The organism is Azospirillum sp. A26, assembly GCF_042604635.1.
In the GTDB taxonomy this organism is placed as follows: Bacteria; Pseudomonadota; Alphaproteobacteria; order Azospirillales; family Azospirillaceae; genus Azospirillum; species Azospirillum palustre.
Window position 1 is genome coordinate 990,695 of the sequence record NZ_CP170473.1, and the last position, 16,283, is coordinate 1,006,977.

Consider the following 16,283-nt stretch of genomic DNA (forward strand, 5'->3'; position numbering starts at 1 on the left):
CATACCGTGGCGCTATGAAAGGGGCGGCAGGGATCGTGTGTCAATATGGGGCGCCCTGTGCCGACAAAGTCGCGTTCCGTGCAATGCCGCGGCCCGCGGTCGCCCGCCCCTGTCGTTCAGGAGGCGACGGCGGCCAGCATCCGGAGCGTCTTCAACCCCTTCGGCTTGTCGGGTGCGACGATGTCCTTGTGGATGCAGCCGATCACGGACTTGATGACGTCCGTCTTGTTGAGTGCCGTGGCTTCCACGACCGTTTCCAGTTCGCGCGACATGGTCGGGGTGATCTTCATCGACAGCCGCCGCCTCGCCGAACCGCGTCCGGTCTTCGGTGCACCCTCGAAGAACGCCCTGGTTTCGTCGAGGCTGTCGGCAAGCTGGCGAGACAGTGTCCGGTCGGCGGCGTAGCGGTTGATGTAATACATCAAAAGCGGCTTGCGGAACTCGGTCGTCAGGCCCGGATCGATGCGATAGGCGGCGAGATCGAGAGCGTCGGTGTAAACCGACGGCAGGTTGGCCTCTATGGAAATCGTGGCCCTGTCATAGGCGGCCTTGATCGCCGGGGTCGACTGCGGCGGAGTGGCGACGACCGCACCGCACCTGTCGCAGACGGCGACGAGGATGTTCTGCGCCACGCCCTTGCCGTTGTCGAACGGAACGTCGCGCAAGGCGAAGGTGGTCGTCGTCAGCCCGTCCGTTTCGCAAACGGCTTTGCTCTTGTCGCCTTCACGGTAGATCTTCACGACGGCACCTCATTGATGGACGCTGATAAAGACCGTGTCGGGATCCACGAAGTAGAACTTGATGTACCAGCTCCGATGTCTGACGATGTTGACCTCGATGCTTGGGTCCCTGTGGTGGGGGCTGAGGCTGTGATCGTTGCCCCTGGCGCTTTTCAAGACCTGAATGACGTGCTCGGCGGTAACCGCACCCATCTGGAGCAGGTTCTTCGTGTCGATCGCAGTTCGGGCTTCGTGCTGAAACGTCCCCTCCTTCAAAGCCTTGATGACCTTGGGCTTCACCGTCGACCACCCCACCGGCACCCTCCAACAATATACGATAATCTTCGTACGCTTCAAGCGTGCCGGAGTCGGCTCTTGCGACCGAGAATCGGTCAAGGGAGGGACATTTGCAAGCTCAACGCACGGCTGTGTGGCGGGCAAGATAATCACGTCGAGCGATGGCGGACGTTCTGGCCGGCGCCCTGAGGCCGCCCCCCTCTTGATCGCCGCAATTCCGTTAACCATTTACCCATCAGGCACCGGACGGTCGCGCATTCGCGGATTGTCAGGGGCGCCGTTCCGCGCCGGATGACTGGGCGGAAGACCATGGAAACGGAGTGCCGGATGGACTTCGGTCAATTCACCGATCGTGCGCGCAGCGTCATTCAGGCCGCGCAGATCGCCGCCCTTGCCGAGCGGCATCAACAGCTTCTCCCCGAACATCTGCTGAAGGCCCTGATCGACGAGGGCAGCGGCGTGGCGGCGCGTCTGGTGCGCGACACCGGCGGCGACCCCGATCTGCTGAAGTCCGCGACCGAGGAGCAGCTGTCCCGCGCACCGGTCCAGGCCGGCGCCAACGACGGTCCGCAGCCGCTCTACATGTCGCCGGCGCTGGCCGCCGTGTTGCAGGGCGCCGTCGCCTCGGCGCGCACCGGCGGCGACCGCTTCGTCACCGCCGAACGGCTGCTGGAGAGCCTCGCCCGCCAGAGCGGCCCGCTGCGCGCGCTGTTCCGCCGCGCCGGCGTCGATGCCGACGCGCTGGCCGCCGCCGCCGATGCCCAGCGCAAGGACCATCCCGCCGACGCGGAGACCGAGACGACGTCCGGCGAGGCGCTGGCCCGCTACACCCGCGACCTGACCGAAGAGGCGCGGCAGGGCCGGCTCGACCCGGTCATCGGCCGTGACGACGAGATCCGCCGCACCATCCAGGTTCTGGCCCGCCGCACCAAGAACAACCCCGTCCTGATCGGCGAGCCCGGCGTCGGCAAGACCGCCGTGGTCGAGGGGCTGGCCCAGCGTCTGGCCTCCGGCGACGTACCGGAAGGGCTGAAGGACCGCCGCGTCCTGTCGCTCGACCTCACAGCCCTGCTGGCCGGCGCCAAGTTCCGCGGCGAGTTCGAGGAACGGCTGAAGTCTGTGCTGAGCGAAGTGCAGGAGGCCAACGGCCGCATCATCCTGTTCATCGACGAGCTGCACACGCTGATCGGCGCCGGCCGCACCGACGGGGCGATGGACGCCGCCAACATGCTGAAGCCCGCGCTGGCCAGAGGCGAGCTGCGTTGCGTCGGCGCCACCACGCCCGACGAGTACCGCAAATACATCGAGAAGGACGCGGCTCTGGCCCGCCGCTTCCAGCCGGTGACGGTGGACGAGCCGTCGGCCGACGACGCCGTGTCGATCCTGCGCGGCATCAAGGGCAAGTACGAGGTGCATCACGGCGTGCGCATCGCCGATGCGGCGGTGGTCGCGGCGGTGAGCCTGTCGGCACGCTACATCGGCGACCGCCGCCTGCCCGACAAGGCCATCGACCTCGTCGACGAGGCGGCAAGCCGCCTGCGCATGGCTATCGACAGCAAGCCGGAGGCGCTCGACGCCGTCGACCGCCGCGTCGCCCAGTTGAAGATCGAGCGCGAGGCGCTGAAGGCTGAGCCGGACGCCGCCTCGCAGGAACGCTTGCACATCCTCGAAGGCGAACTGGTCGAAGCGGAAGCCCGCCAGACCTCGATGGAGGAGGAGTGGCGCGCCTCGCAGTCCCGCCGCACCGAGGGCCGCCGCCTGAAGGAGGAACTGGACCAGGCTCGTACAAAGCTGGAGCGCGCCCAGCGCGACGGCGACTGGGCCAAGGCCGGCGAGCTTGCCTATGGCGTGGTGCCCGACCTGGAGAAGCGTCTGGCCGAGGCCGAATCGCGGGCCAGTGCCGAGCGTGACGAGGTGACGGCCAAGGACATCGGCGCCGTCGTCACCCGCTGGACCGGCATCCCGGTCGAGCGGATGCTGGAGGGCGAGCGCCAGCGGTTGAAGGGCATGGAGGACAAGCTGGCCGAGCGCGTCGTCGGCCAGAAGGAGGCGGTGCGTGCAGTATCCAAGGCAGTGCGGCGTGCCCGGGCCGGGCTGAAGGACCCCAGCCGCCCGACCGGCTCCTTCCTGTTCCTGGGCCCCACCGGCGTCGGCAAGACCGAGCTGGCCAAGGCGCTGGCCTCCTTCCTGTTCGATGACGAGACGGCGATCACCCGGCTCGACATGTCGGAGTATATGGAGAAACACGCGGTCAGCCGGATGATCGGCTCGCCGCCGGGCTATGTCGGCTATGACGATGGCGGCTCGCTGGCCGAACGCATCCGTCGCCGGCCCTATCAGGTCGTGCTGCTGGACGAGGTGGAGAAGGCGCATCCCGATGTGCTGAACGTCCTGTTGCAGGCGCTCGACGACGGGCGGCTGACCGACGGGCAGGGCCGCACCGCCGACTTCCGCCACGCCATCCTCATCATGACCTCCAATCTGGGGGCCGAGGCGCTGAGCGCGCTCGGCGACGACGAGGACATGGCCGGCGTGACGGTGGAGGTGATGGACGCGGTGCGCAAGGCCTTCCGGCCCGAGTTCCTCAACCGGCTGGACGATGTTCTGATCTTCCGCCGGCTGGGCCGGGACCAGATGTCGCGGATCGTCGACATTCAGCTGTCCCGCGTCAACGAGCGGCTGGCCGAGCGCGGCGTCACCCTGGCGGCGGACGCGGCGGCCAAGCGGCGGCTGGGCGATCTGGGCTGGGATCCGGCCTTCGGCGCCCGTCCGCTGAAGCGGGCCATCCAGGGCCTTGTCGAGGACCCCATCGCTGAGCGTCTGCTCGACGAGGAGGTGGAAGGCAAGACCACCATGACCCTGTCGGTGGTCGACGGCCGGTTGGCGCTGGACGGCGTGGTGGTCGAGGAGGAGCGGGCGCACGGCTTCAAGGCGCCGGAACGTCCGCCGCTCGGCTTCGCCCTGCCGCCGGTGGCGAGTTCCGCCGCTAGCCGTGAGGCCTCGGTCCACTGACCGGGTGACGTGTGATGGGGGAGGGGGCGCAGGCTTTGCGCCCCCTTTTCCATTTCCGGGGCTGCCCTTGCGCCGCTGCGTCTGCTAAATGACCGGCATAACGCCGCATCGGACAGGGGGCAGACATGACCGCGACGACTCCTTCCAATTTGGCCTATTTGTCGAACTTCTCGCTGGCCGGTCAGGTGGCGCTGGTCACCGGCTCGGGGCGCGGGCTGGGGCTGGAGATCGCGCGGGCGCTGGCCGGGTCGGGGGCGCATGTGCTGCTGAACGGCCGCGACGCCGCCACGCTGGAACCGCGCATAGCGGAAATCCGGGCGGCCGGCGGCAGCGCGTCGGCGCTGGCTTTCGACGTGTCGGACCGGGCGGCGGTGCGTGACGCCTTCGCGCGGATCGACCGCGAGCATGGCCGGCTCGACGTGCTGGTCCAGAATGTCGGGCAGCGCAACCGCAAGCCGCTGGCCGAGCTGACCGACGACGAGATCGTCACCCTCCTCGACGTCGATCTGGCCTCCGGCCTGATCCTGGCGCGGGAGGCGGCGCGGCTGATGTTGCCGCGCGGGCGCGGCCGGCTGATCGCCGTCACCTCCGTCGCCGGGCAGATTTCGCGGGCCAACGACAGCGTCTATGCCGCCGCCAAGGCCGGGCTGAACGGCATGGTGCGGGCGCTGGCCGCCGAATACGGCCCGCAGGGGCTGACCAGCAACGCCATCGCCCCCGGCTTTTTCGCAACCGAAACGAATGCGGCGATTGTGAACGATCCTGAGCGCGGGGCCTATTTCACCAACCGCACGCCGATGCGGCGCTGGGGCCGGCCGGAGGAGATCGCCGGGGCGGCGGTGTTCCTGGCCTCGGCCGCGGCGTCCTATGTCAACGGTCACGTCTTGGTCGTCGATGGCGGCGCCACCATCTTGATGTAAGCCGCCGGCCGACTCCCACCGCCATGCTGACGATCCCGATCTCCTGCGGCGATCCCGCCGCCCTGTTCCGCCCCTGGAGCGCCGAGCCCTGGGCGATGCTGCTCGACAGCGCCGCCCCTCACCCGCAGAACGGTCGGTATTCCTACATCGTTGCGGAGCCGTTCCAAACCGTGGAGGCCACCGGCGGGCAGACCCTGGTCGACGGCCGGCCGGTCGGCGGCAGCCCCTTCGATGCGCTGGAGCGGGCGCTGGCAGCACATCCGCTCCCCTCCGCCGGTCCGGTTCCCTTCACTGGAGGGGCGGTGGGCTTCATCGGTTACGAAGCCGGAACGGCTTTGGAGGGCCTGATCTCCCGCCATGGCAATCCGGGCGACCAGCCGGACTTCGCCTTCGGGCTTTACGATGTCGTCGCCGCCTTCGACCGGCAGGAGCACCGCGCCTGGGTCATCGCCGCCCGGCCGGAGGCGGAGGACCGCGCCCGCCGCATGGCGGAGCGGCTGTCCGTTCCGCCTCCGGAACAATCGGTTGGGCCGGCGCCGCTGCGCTGGCGGTCGGAGCTGTCGCGCCCCGACTATCTCGACCGTGTCGGGCGGGTGCTGGAGTATATCCGGGCTGGCGACATCTATCAGGCCAACTTCACCCAGCGCTTCCTCGCCGATACCGGCGGGGGCATCGATGCCTATGCGCTTTACGAACGCCTGCGCGCCTTGAGCCCGGCCCCCTTCGCCGCCTTCCTCAACTGCGGGCCGAAGCTGCGGCTCGCCGGGGCATCGCCGGAGCGCTTCATCCGGCTGGGCGCCGACCGCAATATCGAGACGCGGCCGATCAAGGGCACCCGCCCGCGTCACGCCGATCCGGCGGCAGATGCGCGGGCTGCGGCGGAACTGTCGGCCAGCATCAAGGACCGGGCGGAAAACCTGATGATCACCGACCTGCTGCGCAACGATCTGGCGCGCGTGTCGGAGATCGGCAGCGTCAGGGTGCCGGTGCTGTTCGGGCTGGAGAGCTTCGCCACCGTCCATCACCTCGTGTCCGTCGTCACTGCCCGCCTGCTGCCGGGGCTGGGGCCGGTCGATCTGCTGCGCGCCGCCTGTCCCGGCGGGTCGATCACCGGCGCGCCGAAGATCCGCGCCATGCAGATCATCGACGAGTTGGAGGTGGCGCGCCGCGGCGCCTATTGCGGCTCGGTGGCCTGGATCGGCTTCGACGGCGCGATGGACAGCAACATCGTCATCCGCACCCTGTCGGTGACGCCGGACGCGGTGATCGCCCAGGCCGGCGGCGGCATTGTCGCCGATTCCGATCCGGCCGACGAGCATGAGGAAATGCTGGTCAAGGCCCGCGCCCAGTTGCGCGCGGTGGGGGAACTGGTGGGGGAGGGAACGCCATGACGATCTGGCTGAACGGGCGGCTGATGCCGGCGGCGGAGGCGCGGATCGACCCGGCCGACCGCGGCTTCACGCTCGGCGACGGGCTGTTCGAGACGATCCGGATTAAGGACGGCCTGCCGCGCCACCTGCCGCGCCATCTCGACCGGCTGGCCGCGGGCGCTGAACTGCTCCGCCTGCCGCTGCCTTACGACACCACGGAGCTGACCGGAGCGATGGCGGCGCTGATCGGGGCGACCGGCGTCGCCGACGGCGTGCTGCGCCTGACCCTGTCGCGCGGCACCGGCGCGCGCGGGGTGCTGCCGCCGGCCGACGCCCGGCCGACCCTGCTGATGACCGTGGCGCCCGCCGCCCACATGACTGCGCCGGTGGCCGCCATCGTCGCCCGCAGCACCCGCCGCAACGAGCATTCGCCGTTGTCGCGTCTGAAGTCTTTGAACTACCTCGATTCCATCCTGGCTAGGCAGGAGGCGGCGGAGCGCGGCGCCGACGAGGCGCTGCTGCTGAACGCCGCCGGCCGGCTGGCGGAATCGAGCGTCGCCACCCTGTTCCTGTCCATCGCCGGCCGGCTGCTGACCCCGCCGCTGGCCGACGGCGCCCTTCCCGGCATCCGCCGCGCCCTGATCCTGGAGCGCCATGGCGCCGAGGAGGCGCCGCTCACCCCGGAAGACCTCGCCTGCGCCGACGAGGCCATCTTGACCAACAGCCTGGGCCTGCGCCCGCTGGTGGCGGTCGATGGCCGCCCGGTCGGCAGTGGGGCGGCGGGACCGGTTCTGGCCCGCCTGCTGGCCGATCCCGACCTGTAATCCGTCGCCATCCAAGGGACCGTGATGATCGAAACCGTGAGCTTTCCCGAACTGACCATCATCGGCTGCATGGTGGAGGCGGGCGGCGACGAGCTGCCCGCCGCCGTCGCCGCTGCGTGGGAGCGCGTCTTCGCCGCCGATGTCGGAACGGCGGCCTACGCCGCGGTGTCGCTGCCGGACGAGAGCGGGCTGCACCGCCGGCTGGTCGGCTTCATGGCGGCCAAGGCCAGCGAGATCCCGGACGGCATGGTCCGCCTCGACCTCGACGCCGGCCGCTACCTGCGCACCGTACAGGACGGCCCGCAGGCGGCGATGGCCGGCGGCTTCGCCCGGCTTCACGCCCATGCCGAGGCGAACGGGCTGAAACTGTCGGGCATCGCGCTGGATTTCGGCCAGCGGCCCGGCCAGCGGGAAGGGCGCCACGAACTGCATCTGGCGCTCGCCCCGCAACTTCCGGCGCTCGGCTGACATCTCGAAGCGGGCAGGTCAACGCCCCCTGCTTCAGCGCCCCCTGCTTCAGCGCGCCGTGCTGTAGACGCCATGGATGCCGAACTCCACCGGCTGCCCGGCCAGATGGCGGTTCAGCAGGGTGGCGACCTCGGCGGCGGCCGGCTTGCCGTCGAGGGCGGCGAGGTCGCGTTGCAGCGCCGCCATCGGCTTGGGCGAGGCGATGGCGAGGAAGTGATCGGCGCCGAAGGGCGGCTCCACCGTCAGCGCCAGCCGGTAGGGGCCGCCGCGCGGGATCTGTGGCGGGTCCTTGCGGTCCGCCAGCGGGTAGAGGTAGTTCACCGTGCCGTCGGCGGCGAGGTTGATCAGGGTGAAGTAGGTGCCGCTGTTGCCGCCGATGTCGAGCGAGACCGTCTCCCCCTTGCGGTAATCGCGGTCGCCCGGCTCGACGGCCAGCGCGAGCGAGCGGTCCTGCGCCGCCGCCTTTACCCGCAGCACCAGCGACCATTTGTCGATCACCCCCTGCACCCGCCGCCGGGTCTCCGGTGCCGCCGGATCGCCGGGAATGCTGGCCAGCACGTCGCCCGTCGAACTGACCACCTCGCCGGCGGCGCTGTCCCAGACCAGGGCGGGGTCGTCCTTGCCCGCCGGCTCGACCCCGGTGAAGCCGGCCGCCAGCGTCTTCACCGCCGCCGGCTTGCCCAGGATGCGCAGCGGGATGGCGCCTGCCGCCGGCAGCAGGGAGGGCGGCTTCGGGCGGCTGGCGACCGGGTCGATCAGCGGGACCTCGCCCCTGCCGCGCGGCTGGACCTGCGGATGCTGCCGCCCTTCCAGCGCCATGCGCACGGCGTCGCGGATGTGCGCCTCCAGCTCCCCCTTGGTGACGACGCCGTCGCCGTTGCGGTCGGCCTGCCCGCGCAGCGCGTTGGCGAAGGCCCAGCTCAGCGCGCCGCGCGGCTTGCGGTCGATCAGCACCTCCGGCGCCAGCTCGTCGTCGGCCACCGCGGCGAAGAAGGTGACGTTCGGCTGCTCTTCCGCCTCGGCCTGGAGCGCGGCGCGGGTGGGCAGGGGCAGGGCGTCGTCCTCGATATGGTCGACCGGCACGCCGTCGATGGTCGCCGCCCGCGTGCCGAGCTTGCCGGCGCGGTCGTCGAAGGCGCGGGTCATCGTTCCGGAATGGCAGGAATCGGAGACGAAGATCACCCGGCGCGGCGCCGCCTCCTTGAACAGGACGGCGATCTCGTCGTCGGTCAGGCGCTGGGCCGTGCCGGGGCCGCGCGGGGCGAAATCGGCCAGCACCAGGAATTCGTCCAGCCCGTCGGCCTCGCTGCCGGGCACACGTTCGGGTTGCTGCGCGCCATGGCCGGCGAAGGTCAGCACCAGCGTCGAGTCGGGGGAGGTTTCGGCGATCAGCTGCCGCCATGCGGCGATGATCCGGCTGCGCTCGGCCTCGCCATCGACGAACAGGCGCAGTTTCCGCACGCCCAGCCCCTTCAGCGCGTCCGCGATGTCGCGGGCGTCGTTGACCGCCCCCTGCAACGGATTGATCCGGCTGTACCGGTCGATCCCGATCACCAGCGCGGCGATTTCCGCCCGTGCAAGACCCGGCGCCGCCGTCAGGCCCATGCCGGCGGCGAAACCCGCCAGGATCGCCATCACCCAGAAACGCATCTTACCGAACATCATAGTCCCCAAGTATAGCGTATGACCAAGGCTAGATATGAACGAAAGTACATAAAAGACAGCGCGAATCCGCAGTAATGCCCCCTTCCGTTACAGTTGTTGCTGTGGCAGCTTTGCAGCCGGTCCTGATCGGCGGGGGGCCGCATCCACTGTGGGGGTGGTGCGGGTCGTCGGGAATTCTGGACTGGAACGAATGCTAACTTAAACAGAAAAGCAAACGGGAATTCAGCTCATGCGAAGCAACCGTGTCAGGGCAAGCCTCCTCTCCGTCACCATCGTCGCCATGGCGCTCAGCGGCTGCGTAACCACGCAGCAGGACCGCATCGGCGCCAATGACGGGTCCGATGCCTGCTACCAGTACCGGGTCGCCCTCGATTCGACCGGCAACTACTATGCCGAGGACATGCTGAAGGGTGCGGCCATCGGTGCGGGCGCCGGGGCTCTGACCGGTGCGCTGGCCGGCGGCAACCTCAAGAGCGCCCTGATCGGCGCCGCGGCCGGTGCCGCGGTCGGCACGCTCGGCGGCTACTGGAATTCCAGGATGCAGCAGGGCCGCGACCAGGCGATCCTGGGCGTGGCGAACGATCTCGACACCGAGAACCAGAATCTGGACCGCACCCAGGTCGCGCTCGACCAGCTGGTCAACTGCCGCCGCGCCGAGATCGCGCGGGTCAAGGCCGACTACAAGGCGAACCGCATCGGCAAGCCGGAGGCCGAGCAGCGCCTCGCCCTGATCCGCGGCCAGCTGGACAAGGACTACGCCATTGCCAGCGCCATCAACCAGAACATCGTCAAGCGCCGCGACGAGTATCTGATCGCCGCCGACAACATCGAGCCGGGCGCCGCCGAGAAGATCCGCACCAAGAGCGCGGCCAAGGCGCAGACCAAGAAGAAGCCGGCCAAGCAGACCACGACCGCCAGTGCCGCCTCGCCGTCGCAGGTGGTCCAGCGCACCAACACCGCCTTCGAAACGTCGGAGCGCATCAACGCCTCGACCAACGCCATCCAGCAGATGGCCCAGAAGGAAGCCACCCTGGACGCGGTCTGAGGCGCGGTCTGGGGCGCGCTCCGATAGTCCGATAGGATCCGTTCCGGCCGCAGCATCCCCAGGGGTGCTGCGGCCGGGCGGTCTTCGATATTCAGTGCAAGCGGAACCGATGATGGCCGGCTGTCTCCCTCAAAGAATCGCGCTCTGGCGCTCCGGCGCTCTCCTTGCCGCCCTCCTCGGCCTTCTGCTGGGCTGGCTCGCGATGGGAAGCGCGCTGGCGGGCGACGCATCGACGGGCGCATTCCTGCGCATCGAGACCGGCGGCCACACCGCCCGCGTCAACCGGCTGGCCAGCGATGCGCAGGGCCGGCTGATCGCCACCGTGTCCAACGACAAGTCCCTGCGGCTGTGGAGCCGCGACGGCGAGCCGCTGGGCGTGCTGCGCGTGCCGATGGAGGCGGGGGACGAAGGGGCGCTCTATGCCGTCGCCCTGTCCGCCGACGGGTCGCTGGCCGTTGCGGCCGGCAACACCGGCACGAGCTGGGGCGACGGCGTCACGCTCTATCTGTTCGACGTGAAGGCCCAGCGGCTGAAGGCCCGCCTTGCCGGCCAGCCGCAGGTGCTGAACGATCTGGCCTTTTCGCCCGACGGGCGGTTCGTCGCCGGGGCCTTCGGCGGCACCGCCGGCATCCGCGTCTGGGACAGCGCCGGCTTCAAGCTGGTCGCCGAGGATGCCGGCTACGGCGCGCGGGTTTCGGCGCTGGCCTTTTCGCCCGACGGCCGGCTCGCCACCGCGTCCTTCGACGGCAACATCCGCCTCTATGATTCCAACTTCAAGCAGAAGGCCAAGCGCAAGCCGGGCAGCGGCATGCCCTACTCGGTGGCCTTCTCGTCCGACGGATCGCTGCTGGCCGTCGGCTATGCCGACCAGACGCGGGTCGACGTGCTGTCCGGCGGCGACCTGAAGGCGCGCCTGTCGCCCAAGACCACCGGCATCACCGGCGGCAGCTTCGCCGCCGTCGCCTGGGACGGCACGGCGCTGGTCGCCGCCGGCACCGCGACGCAGGACGGCGCCCGCAACGTGGTGCGCCGCTGGGCCGACGGCGGCAAGGGCGCCTTCGCCGACACCCCCGTGGCGCGCGATTCGGTGACCCACCTGCTGGCCCTGCCCGGCGGCGGGGTGGCCTTCGCCGCCGCCGATCCCGGATGGGGCGTGCTCGATCCGGCCGGCCGCCTGCTGTTCGCCCGCATCGGCGACATCGCCGATTACCGCGACATCCATCTCGGCCGTTTCGGCCTGTCGGACGACGGGCTGGTGCTGGAATTCGGCATGGAGCAGGGCGGCCGGCGGCCGATGCGCTTCGACGTGCTGGCCCGCAGCCTGACGCCGGCACCCGAGGCGCTGCCCGGCCTGAACCGCCCGTCGGCCGAGGGGCCGGGCATCGGCGTCTCCGACTGGCGCAACAGCCGGGCGGCCAAGGTCAACGGCCAGCCGGTGAAGCTGGACAGCGGCGAGTGGGCGCGCAGCGTCACCGTGCTGGGCGCGCAGCGCCGCGTCCTGCTGGGCGGCGAGTTCAGCCTGCGCCTGCTCGATTCCGCCGGGGCCGAGCTTGCCCGCGCCGAGGTGCCGGCCGCCGTGTGGGGCGTCGTCGCCTCCGCCGACGGCCGGGTCGCCGTGGCGGCGCTGGGCGACGGCACACTGCGCTGGTATGCCCTGTCCGGCGGTGCCCGCCCGCTGGAGGAGCTGGCGGCGCTGTTCCCGCACCGCGACGGCCGCCGCTGGGTGCTGTGGACGCCGGAGGCCTTCTTCGACCATTCCGAAAGCGGCGGCGAGACTCTGGTCGGCTTCCACCTGAACGACCCCAACAAGAAGGGGCTGCAATGGGTGGAGTTCAAGCAGGTCTACCGCGTGTTCGACGCCCCCGAACTGGTGCGCGCCAAGCTGCGCCAGACCGGGCAGGCGGAGATCGCGGCACGCCTGTCCGCCATCGGCGACATCCGCCTGCTGACCCAGCGCCGTCCGCAGGTGACCCTGCTGGACTACTGCACCGTGCCCGCCACCGCCCGCGGTCTGGCGCTAGGCACCGGTGCGGTTGAGACCCCCGCCCCGGCCACGGCCCCAACCCCGGCCCCGGCGGTGACGGCGGTCGCCGAAACCTGCCATCCGCTGGACATGACGCCGGTCAGCCGCGCCTTCGCGCGCGCCAAGGAGCCGGCTCCCGCACCTGTTCCCGCACCGGCGGCGGCAGCCGCCAAGACGCCGCCGCAAGGGGCGGCCCAGGCGGCGGCACAAGGGACGGCACAAGGGGCCGATCCCGACGGCACGGCCGACACGCCCCGCCTGACCGTGGCGCTGCCGGAGGGGATCGGTGCGGTGCGCCTGCGCTACCGCATCGCCGATACCGGCGGCGGCATCGGGTCGGTCGATCTGTTCCGCAATGGCCGCAACGTCAGCGGCCAGGACAAGTCCCGCGCCTTCGCCCGCGCCAAGGACCCCTCGCCGCAGCCGGCCCCGCCGCCATCCCAGCAGCTTTCCCCGCCGCCGTCCCCGCCGCCGCCTGCCGGCGACGCCGCCAAGGACCAGGGGGCGCCGGTGGCGGAGGAGCGGGTCAGCACCGTCCGGCTCGATCCCGGCAGCAACCGCGTGCAGATCCGTGCCTACAGCGGGTCCGACGCCATCTACGAGCGCTCGGCCCTGGTCGATTTCGTTCTGCCGGCGCCGGTCGCGGCGGCGGAGGACGGCAAGGCGCGGGACGTGCCGGACCGGCCGCGGCTGATCACCTTCGTCGTCGGCATCGACAAATACCGGCCGGCGGGCTCGCAGCTGCGCTTCGCCCGTGCCGACGCCACCTCCTTCGCCGAGGCGGTGCGCGGCCGCATTCCCGCGACCTACGACCGGGAGCAGTCGCTGGCGCTGTCGCGGACGCTCTATGACGAGGAGGCGAGCCGCGACGCCGTCGTGTCCGGGCTGGAGGCGCTGGCCGCCAACGCGCGGGAGCAGGACACGGTCGTGCTCTACCTTGCCGGCCATGGCGTGATCGTGCCGTCGCCGAAGGACCCGTCGGTCAAGCTGTACCATTTCATCACCCAGGACGTGGCCGCCACCACGCCCGAGGCGATCACCCGGCAGGGCCTGTCGGAAAAGGATCTGAACCGGCTGGTCAGCGCCATCGCCGCCCGCAATGTGCTGGTCCTGCTCGACACCTGCCATTCGGGCGCGGTGTCCGCCGGCACGGTCGACAAGCTGTACCAGGACATGGGCCAGCGCTATCTGCTGGCCGCCTCGTCGGAGCAGGAGGAGGCGCTCGACAGCTATGACGGCCGCAACGGCATCTTCGCCCATGCGGTGCTGGAAGGGCTGAAGGGCAAGGCCCTGCTGCCGGGCGACGAGGCGATCTACAACCTGACGCTCGGCCAGTATGTGAACCGCGCCGTGCCGCGTCTGGCGCGGGAGAAGCGCTGGCACCAGTCCGCCATTTTCAAGACCGGCGGCAACGAGCTGAACCCCTTCCCGCTGGCGGCGCCGGAGCCGGCGAAGCCCTGAGCGCCTGTTTCGAGTGTGCCTGTTTTGAGTGCGCCCATCATGATCCGATTCCTTTCCGATCCGTCGTCCCCGCGAAGGCGGGGACGGCTTCCCCTGGCGGCCGGCGTCGCCGGTTTGCTGATGGCCGGGGTGTCGCAGGCCCAGTCCCCGCCGGCGGCGACCGCTGTGGAGACCCCGCGCCCGACCGCCGCCGAGGCCCGCGAGCAGGTGGACGCCGCCGTCGGCCGCCTGACCTGCGCCGGTGTCAGGACGGCCGAGACCGCCAAGGGGCTGCGCATCTCCGGCTATGTCGGCAGCGACGAGGATGCCGGCGGCCTGAAGGCGGTGCTCACCGCGCTGCCGCCCGGCGTCGATCTCGATGCGCGGGTGGCCGTGCGGCCCTGGCCGCTGTGCGAGGCGCTGGGCATCGCCGGGCTGGCGGGCGGGCCGGAGGGGAAACCGGCGGAGCAGGGGGCCGACGCCCCGACGCTCGGCTTCAACAGGCCGTCACTGGTCTACCGCAAGGGCGAGACGCTGGAGATCACGGTCACCGCCGGCATGCCGGGCCATCTGACCGTCGACTACATCGACGGCGACGGCAGCGTCATCCACATGGTGCCGATGCGCCTGCGCCGCGACGACCGTGTGGAGGCCGGGCGGCCGGTGACGTTCGGCGTCGCGAAGTCGTCGGCCGACCGCATCTACACCATTGCCCCGCCCTTCGGCCCGGCGATGATCCTGGCGCTGGTGACCCGCGAACCGCTGTTCCCCGCCGACCGGGAGGAGGTCGAGCCCGCTGGCCCTTATCTGGCGGGCCTGCGCGCCGCGCTGGCGGCGCTGCCGGCCGACGCCAGGGGCGCCGCGGCCGTCCGCTCCGCCGTCCTCACCACCGTCGCCGAGTAGCGTGGCCGCCACGGTCTTAACGATTCAACTGCCGGCCCGCGCTGCCGTCCATTGCCAGATGCCGGTGCAAACACTATGATTCAAGCGGTAGAAGCCGGGTGTCCTCAGGGGCGAGACCCGTACCGCTTGAGACGATCGGAAGACCCGTATGGACGCTCACGACCTTTCGCTGGACGACAACCGCACGCTCCAGGCCATCGGCATCCTTGCCGACGTGCTGGATGGCGTCGAGGGGCCGGGCGGTCTCGACACGGTGCTGGTGTCCAAGGCGCTGCGTCAGGTGATCGCCACCAAATCGCAGCCGGCCTTCGAATTCGCCTCCCGCGCCTTCAACACGCTGGAACCGTCGGTCCGCCGCCAGGTGGCGCAAACCGCGGATGAGGCGGCCCATCATTCGGTCGAGCTGCGCGGCCGGGTCGGCGGCTTCCTGTCCACCGCCCCGAAGAAGCCGGTTCCCCCGGGTCAGGTCGTCGGCCAGCAGCCCAACTTCATCACCGCGCTGAACCTGCGCTCCCGCCGCCGGCCGAACCAGCCGTCCTGATTTCGTCCGGCCGGACTGCTGCAGCACCCTAATCCTGCGGCCCGTATTCCTCCGGAAAGGCATCGTGCAGCGCGCAGTCCCAATAGGGGCGCGGGCCGAAGCGCTGCACCAGGAAATCCACGAACACCCGCACCTTCGGCGACAAATGGCGGTTCTGCGGATAGACCGCATTGACGCTGACTTCCGACGGGACGTGGCGGTGCAGCACGCTGACCAGCTCGCCGCGCGCCAGCGCCTGCCCGCACAGGAAGGTCGGCGACATGATGAAGCCGACGCCGGACGCCGCCGCCTCGCGCAGCAGGTCGCCGTTGTTGCTGCGGATCGGGCCTGACACCCGGACGCTGCGCATCTCCCCGTCCACAATGAACGGCCAGAGGTCGGGGGTCGGCACGTTGGTGTAGATCAGGCAGGCGTGGCCGCTCAGCTCGTCCGGCGTCTGCGGCACGCCATGTTTTTGCAGATAGGCCGGGCTGGCGCACAGCGCCATCCGCGCCGGGGCCAGCCGCCGGGCGATCAGCGAGCTGTCGCGCAGCCGGCCGATGCGCACCGCCAGATCGTACCCCTCGTCGACCAGATCGACCGTGCGGTCGTTCAGGTCCATGTCGATCTCGATGGCCGGATAACGCTCCAGGAACTCCGCCACCGCCGGGGCCAGATGCATGATGCCGAAACTGACCGGTGCGTTCAGCCGCAGCCGGCCGCGCGGGGCGGCATGCAAGTCGGCCACCGCCTGCTCCGCCTCCTCCAGATCGGCGAGGATGCGGGTGCAGCGCTCGTAATAGGCCTGGCCCACCTCGGTCAGGCTGAGCTTGCGGGTGGTGCGGTTCAAGAGCCGCGCGCCGAGCCTGTTCTCCAGCTCGCCGATGCGGCGGGAGACCACCGACTTCGACAGATTGAGCCGGTCGGCGGCGGCGGTGAAGCTCTTGGTGTCCACCACCTTGATGAAGGCGAGCATGTCGTCGAGGCGATCCATGGCATTGTTGTACACCCGGAAACAATGAGGTGCCAAGATCCGGGATTACCGGAAACGCCGCCGCGCCCTATTTCTGGTGTCAC

At 70.3% G+C, this 16,283-nt stretch carries 13 protein-coding genes; 9 read left to right on the plus strand and 4 right to left on the minus strand.

What is annotated here, in order from left to right:
• Positions 1 to 116: 116 nt before the first annotated feature.
• Positions 117 to 740, minus strand: a complete 624-nt coding sequence (locus tag ABNQ39_RS18420) for a hypothetical protein (RefSeq protein ID WP_376962454.1) — start codon at positions 738 to 740, stop codon at positions 117 to 119.
• A 9-nt stretch (positions 741 to 749) separates the two neighbouring features.
• Entirely contained in the window at positions 750 to 1,019 is a 270-nt protein-coding gene (locus ABNQ39_RS18425; protein ID WP_376962456.1) for a hypothetical protein, read from the minus strand.
• Positions 1,020 to 1,343: 324 nt separating this feature from the next.
• Here ABNQ39_RS18425 and clpB point away from each other — a divergent pair, with 324 nt between their 5' ends.
• From clpB to ABNQ39_RS18450, 5 genes are all read left to right on the plus strand, one after another.
• Positions 1,344 to 4,028: an ATP-dependent chaperone ClpB gene (gene clpB, locus ABNQ39_RS18430; protein ID WP_376962458.1), complete on the plus strand. Its 2,685-nt coding sequence runs from the start codon at positions 1,344 to 1,346 to the stop codon at positions 4,026 to 4,028.
• Positions 4,029 to 4,153: 125 nt separating this feature from the next.
• Positions 4,154 to 4,948, plus strand: a complete 795-nt coding sequence (locus tag ABNQ39_RS18435) for an SDR family oxidoreductase (protein WP_376962460.1) — start codon at positions 4,154 to 4,156, stop codon at positions 4,946 to 4,948.
• A gap of 23 nt (positions 4,949 to 4,971) precedes the next feature.
• Positions 4,972 to 6,339, plus strand: coding sequence for an aminodeoxychorismate synthase component I (pabB, locus tag ABNQ39_RS18440; protein ID WP_376962462.1), 1,368 nt, complete (start codon positions 4,972 to 4,974; stop codon positions 6,337 to 6,339).
• Positions 6,336 to 7,142 carry an aminotransferase class IV gene (locus tag ABNQ39_RS18445; protein WP_376962464.1) on the plus strand — a complete coding sequence of 269 codons (807 nt, stop codon included), beginning with the start codon at positions 6,336 to 6,338 and terminating at the stop codon, positions 7,140 to 7,142. The genes pabB and ABNQ39_RS18445 overlap by 4 nt, the downstream gene beginning before the upstream one ends.
• Positions 7,143 to 7,166: 24 nt before the next feature.
• Positions 7,167 to 7,610, plus strand: a complete 444-nt coding sequence (locus tag ABNQ39_RS18450) for a GyrI-like domain-containing protein (RefSeq protein ID WP_376962465.1) — start codon at positions 7,167 to 7,169, stop codon at positions 7,608 to 7,610.
• 48 nt (positions 7,611 to 7,658) lie between these two features.
• On the opposite strand, the gene ABNQ39_RS18455 is transcribed toward ABNQ39_RS18450, so the two are convergent.
• Complete coding sequence (locus ABNQ39_RS18455) at positions 7,659 to 9,260, minus strand: caspase family protein (RefSeq protein WP_376962467.1); 1,602 nt, start codon at positions 9,258 to 9,260, stop codon at positions 7,659 to 7,661.
• 244 nt (positions 9,261 to 9,504) lie between these two features.
• Between ABNQ39_RS18455 and ABNQ39_RS18460 the strand changes: the two genes are divergently transcribed.
• From ABNQ39_RS18460 to ABNQ39_RS18475, 4 genes are all read left to right on the plus strand, one after another.
• Positions 9,505 to 10,320, plus strand: a complete 816-nt coding sequence (locus ABNQ39_RS18460; protein WP_376962469.1) for a YMGG-like glycine zipper-containing protein — start codon at positions 9,505 to 9,507, stop codon at positions 10,318 to 10,320.
• 112 nt (positions 10,321 to 10,432) lie between these two features.
• A complete protein-coding gene (locus ABNQ39_RS18465) occupies positions 10,433 to 13,804 on the plus strand; it encodes a caspase family protein (RefSeq protein ID WP_376962471.1) in 3,372 nt (1,123 codons plus the stop codon).
• Positions 13,805 to 13,843: 39 nt separating this feature from the next.
• Positions 13,844 to 14,686, plus strand: a complete 843-nt coding sequence (locus ABNQ39_RS18470; protein WP_376962472.1) for a DUF4384 domain-containing protein — start codon at positions 13,844 to 13,846, stop codon at positions 14,684 to 14,686.
• Between the two features lie 148 nt (positions 14,687 to 14,834).
• Positions 14,835 to 15,227 (plus strand): hypothetical protein, encoded by a 393-nt coding sequence (locus ABNQ39_RS18475; protein ID WP_376962473.1) that lies wholly within the window; start codon positions 14,835 to 14,837, stop codon positions 15,225 to 15,227.
• Positions 15,228 to 15,255: 28 nt separating this feature from the next.
• On the opposite strand, the gene ABNQ39_RS18480 is transcribed toward ABNQ39_RS18475, so the two are convergent.
• Complete coding sequence (locus ABNQ39_RS18480) at positions 15,256 to 16,200, minus strand: LysR family transcriptional regulator (RefSeq protein WP_376962475.1); 945 nt, start codon at positions 16,198 to 16,200, stop codon at positions 15,256 to 15,258.
• Positions 16,201 to 16,283 lie beyond the last annotated feature (83 nt).

What these genes read in the sequence shown, in the direction of transcription:
- clpB (WP_376962458.1), top strand. Translation starts at nt 1,344, where the DNA reads ATGGACTTCGGTCAATTCACCGATCGTGCGCGCAGCGTCATTCAGGCC.
- ABNQ39_RS18435 (WP_376962460.1), top strand. Translation starts at nt 4,154, where the DNA reads ATGACCGCGACGACTCCTTCCAATTTGGCCTATTTGTCGAACTTCTCG.
- pabB (WP_376962462.1), top strand. Translation starts at nt 4,972, where the DNA reads ATGCTGACGATCCCGATCTCCTGCGGCGATCCCGCCGCCCTGTTCCGC.
- ABNQ39_RS18445 (WP_376962464.1), top strand. Translation starts at nt 6,336, where the DNA reads ATGACGATCTGGCTGAACGGGCGGCTGATGCCGGCGGCGGAGGCGCGG.
- ABNQ39_RS18450 (WP_376962465.1), top strand. Translation starts at nt 7,167, where the DNA reads ATGATCGAAACCGTGAGCTTTCCCGAACTGACCATCATCGGCTGCATG.
- ABNQ39_RS18455 (WP_376962467.1), bottom strand. Translation starts at nt 9,260, where the DNA reads ATGCGTTTCTGGGTGATGGCGATCCTGGCGGGTTTCGCCGCCGGCATG.
- ABNQ39_RS18460 (WP_376962469.1), top strand. Translation starts at nt 9,505, where the DNA reads ATGCGAAGCAACCGTGTCAGGGCAAGCCTCCTCTCCGTCACCATCGTC.
- ABNQ39_RS18465 (WP_376962471.1), top strand. Translation starts at nt 10,433, where the DNA reads ATGGCCGGCTGTCTCCCTCAAAGAATCGCGCTCTGGCGCTCCGGCGCT.
- ABNQ39_RS18470 (WP_376962472.1), top strand. Translation starts at nt 13,844, where the DNA reads ATGATCCGATTCCTTTCCGATCCGTCGTCCCCGCGAAGGCGGGGACGG.
- ABNQ39_RS18475 (WP_376962473.1), top strand. Translation starts at nt 14,835, where the DNA reads ATGGACGCTCACGACCTTTCGCTGGACGACAACCGCACGCTCCAGGCC.
- ABNQ39_RS18480 (WP_376962475.1), bottom strand. Translation starts at nt 16,200, where the DNA reads ATGGATCGCCTCGACGACATGCTCGCCTTCATCAAGGTGGTGGACACC.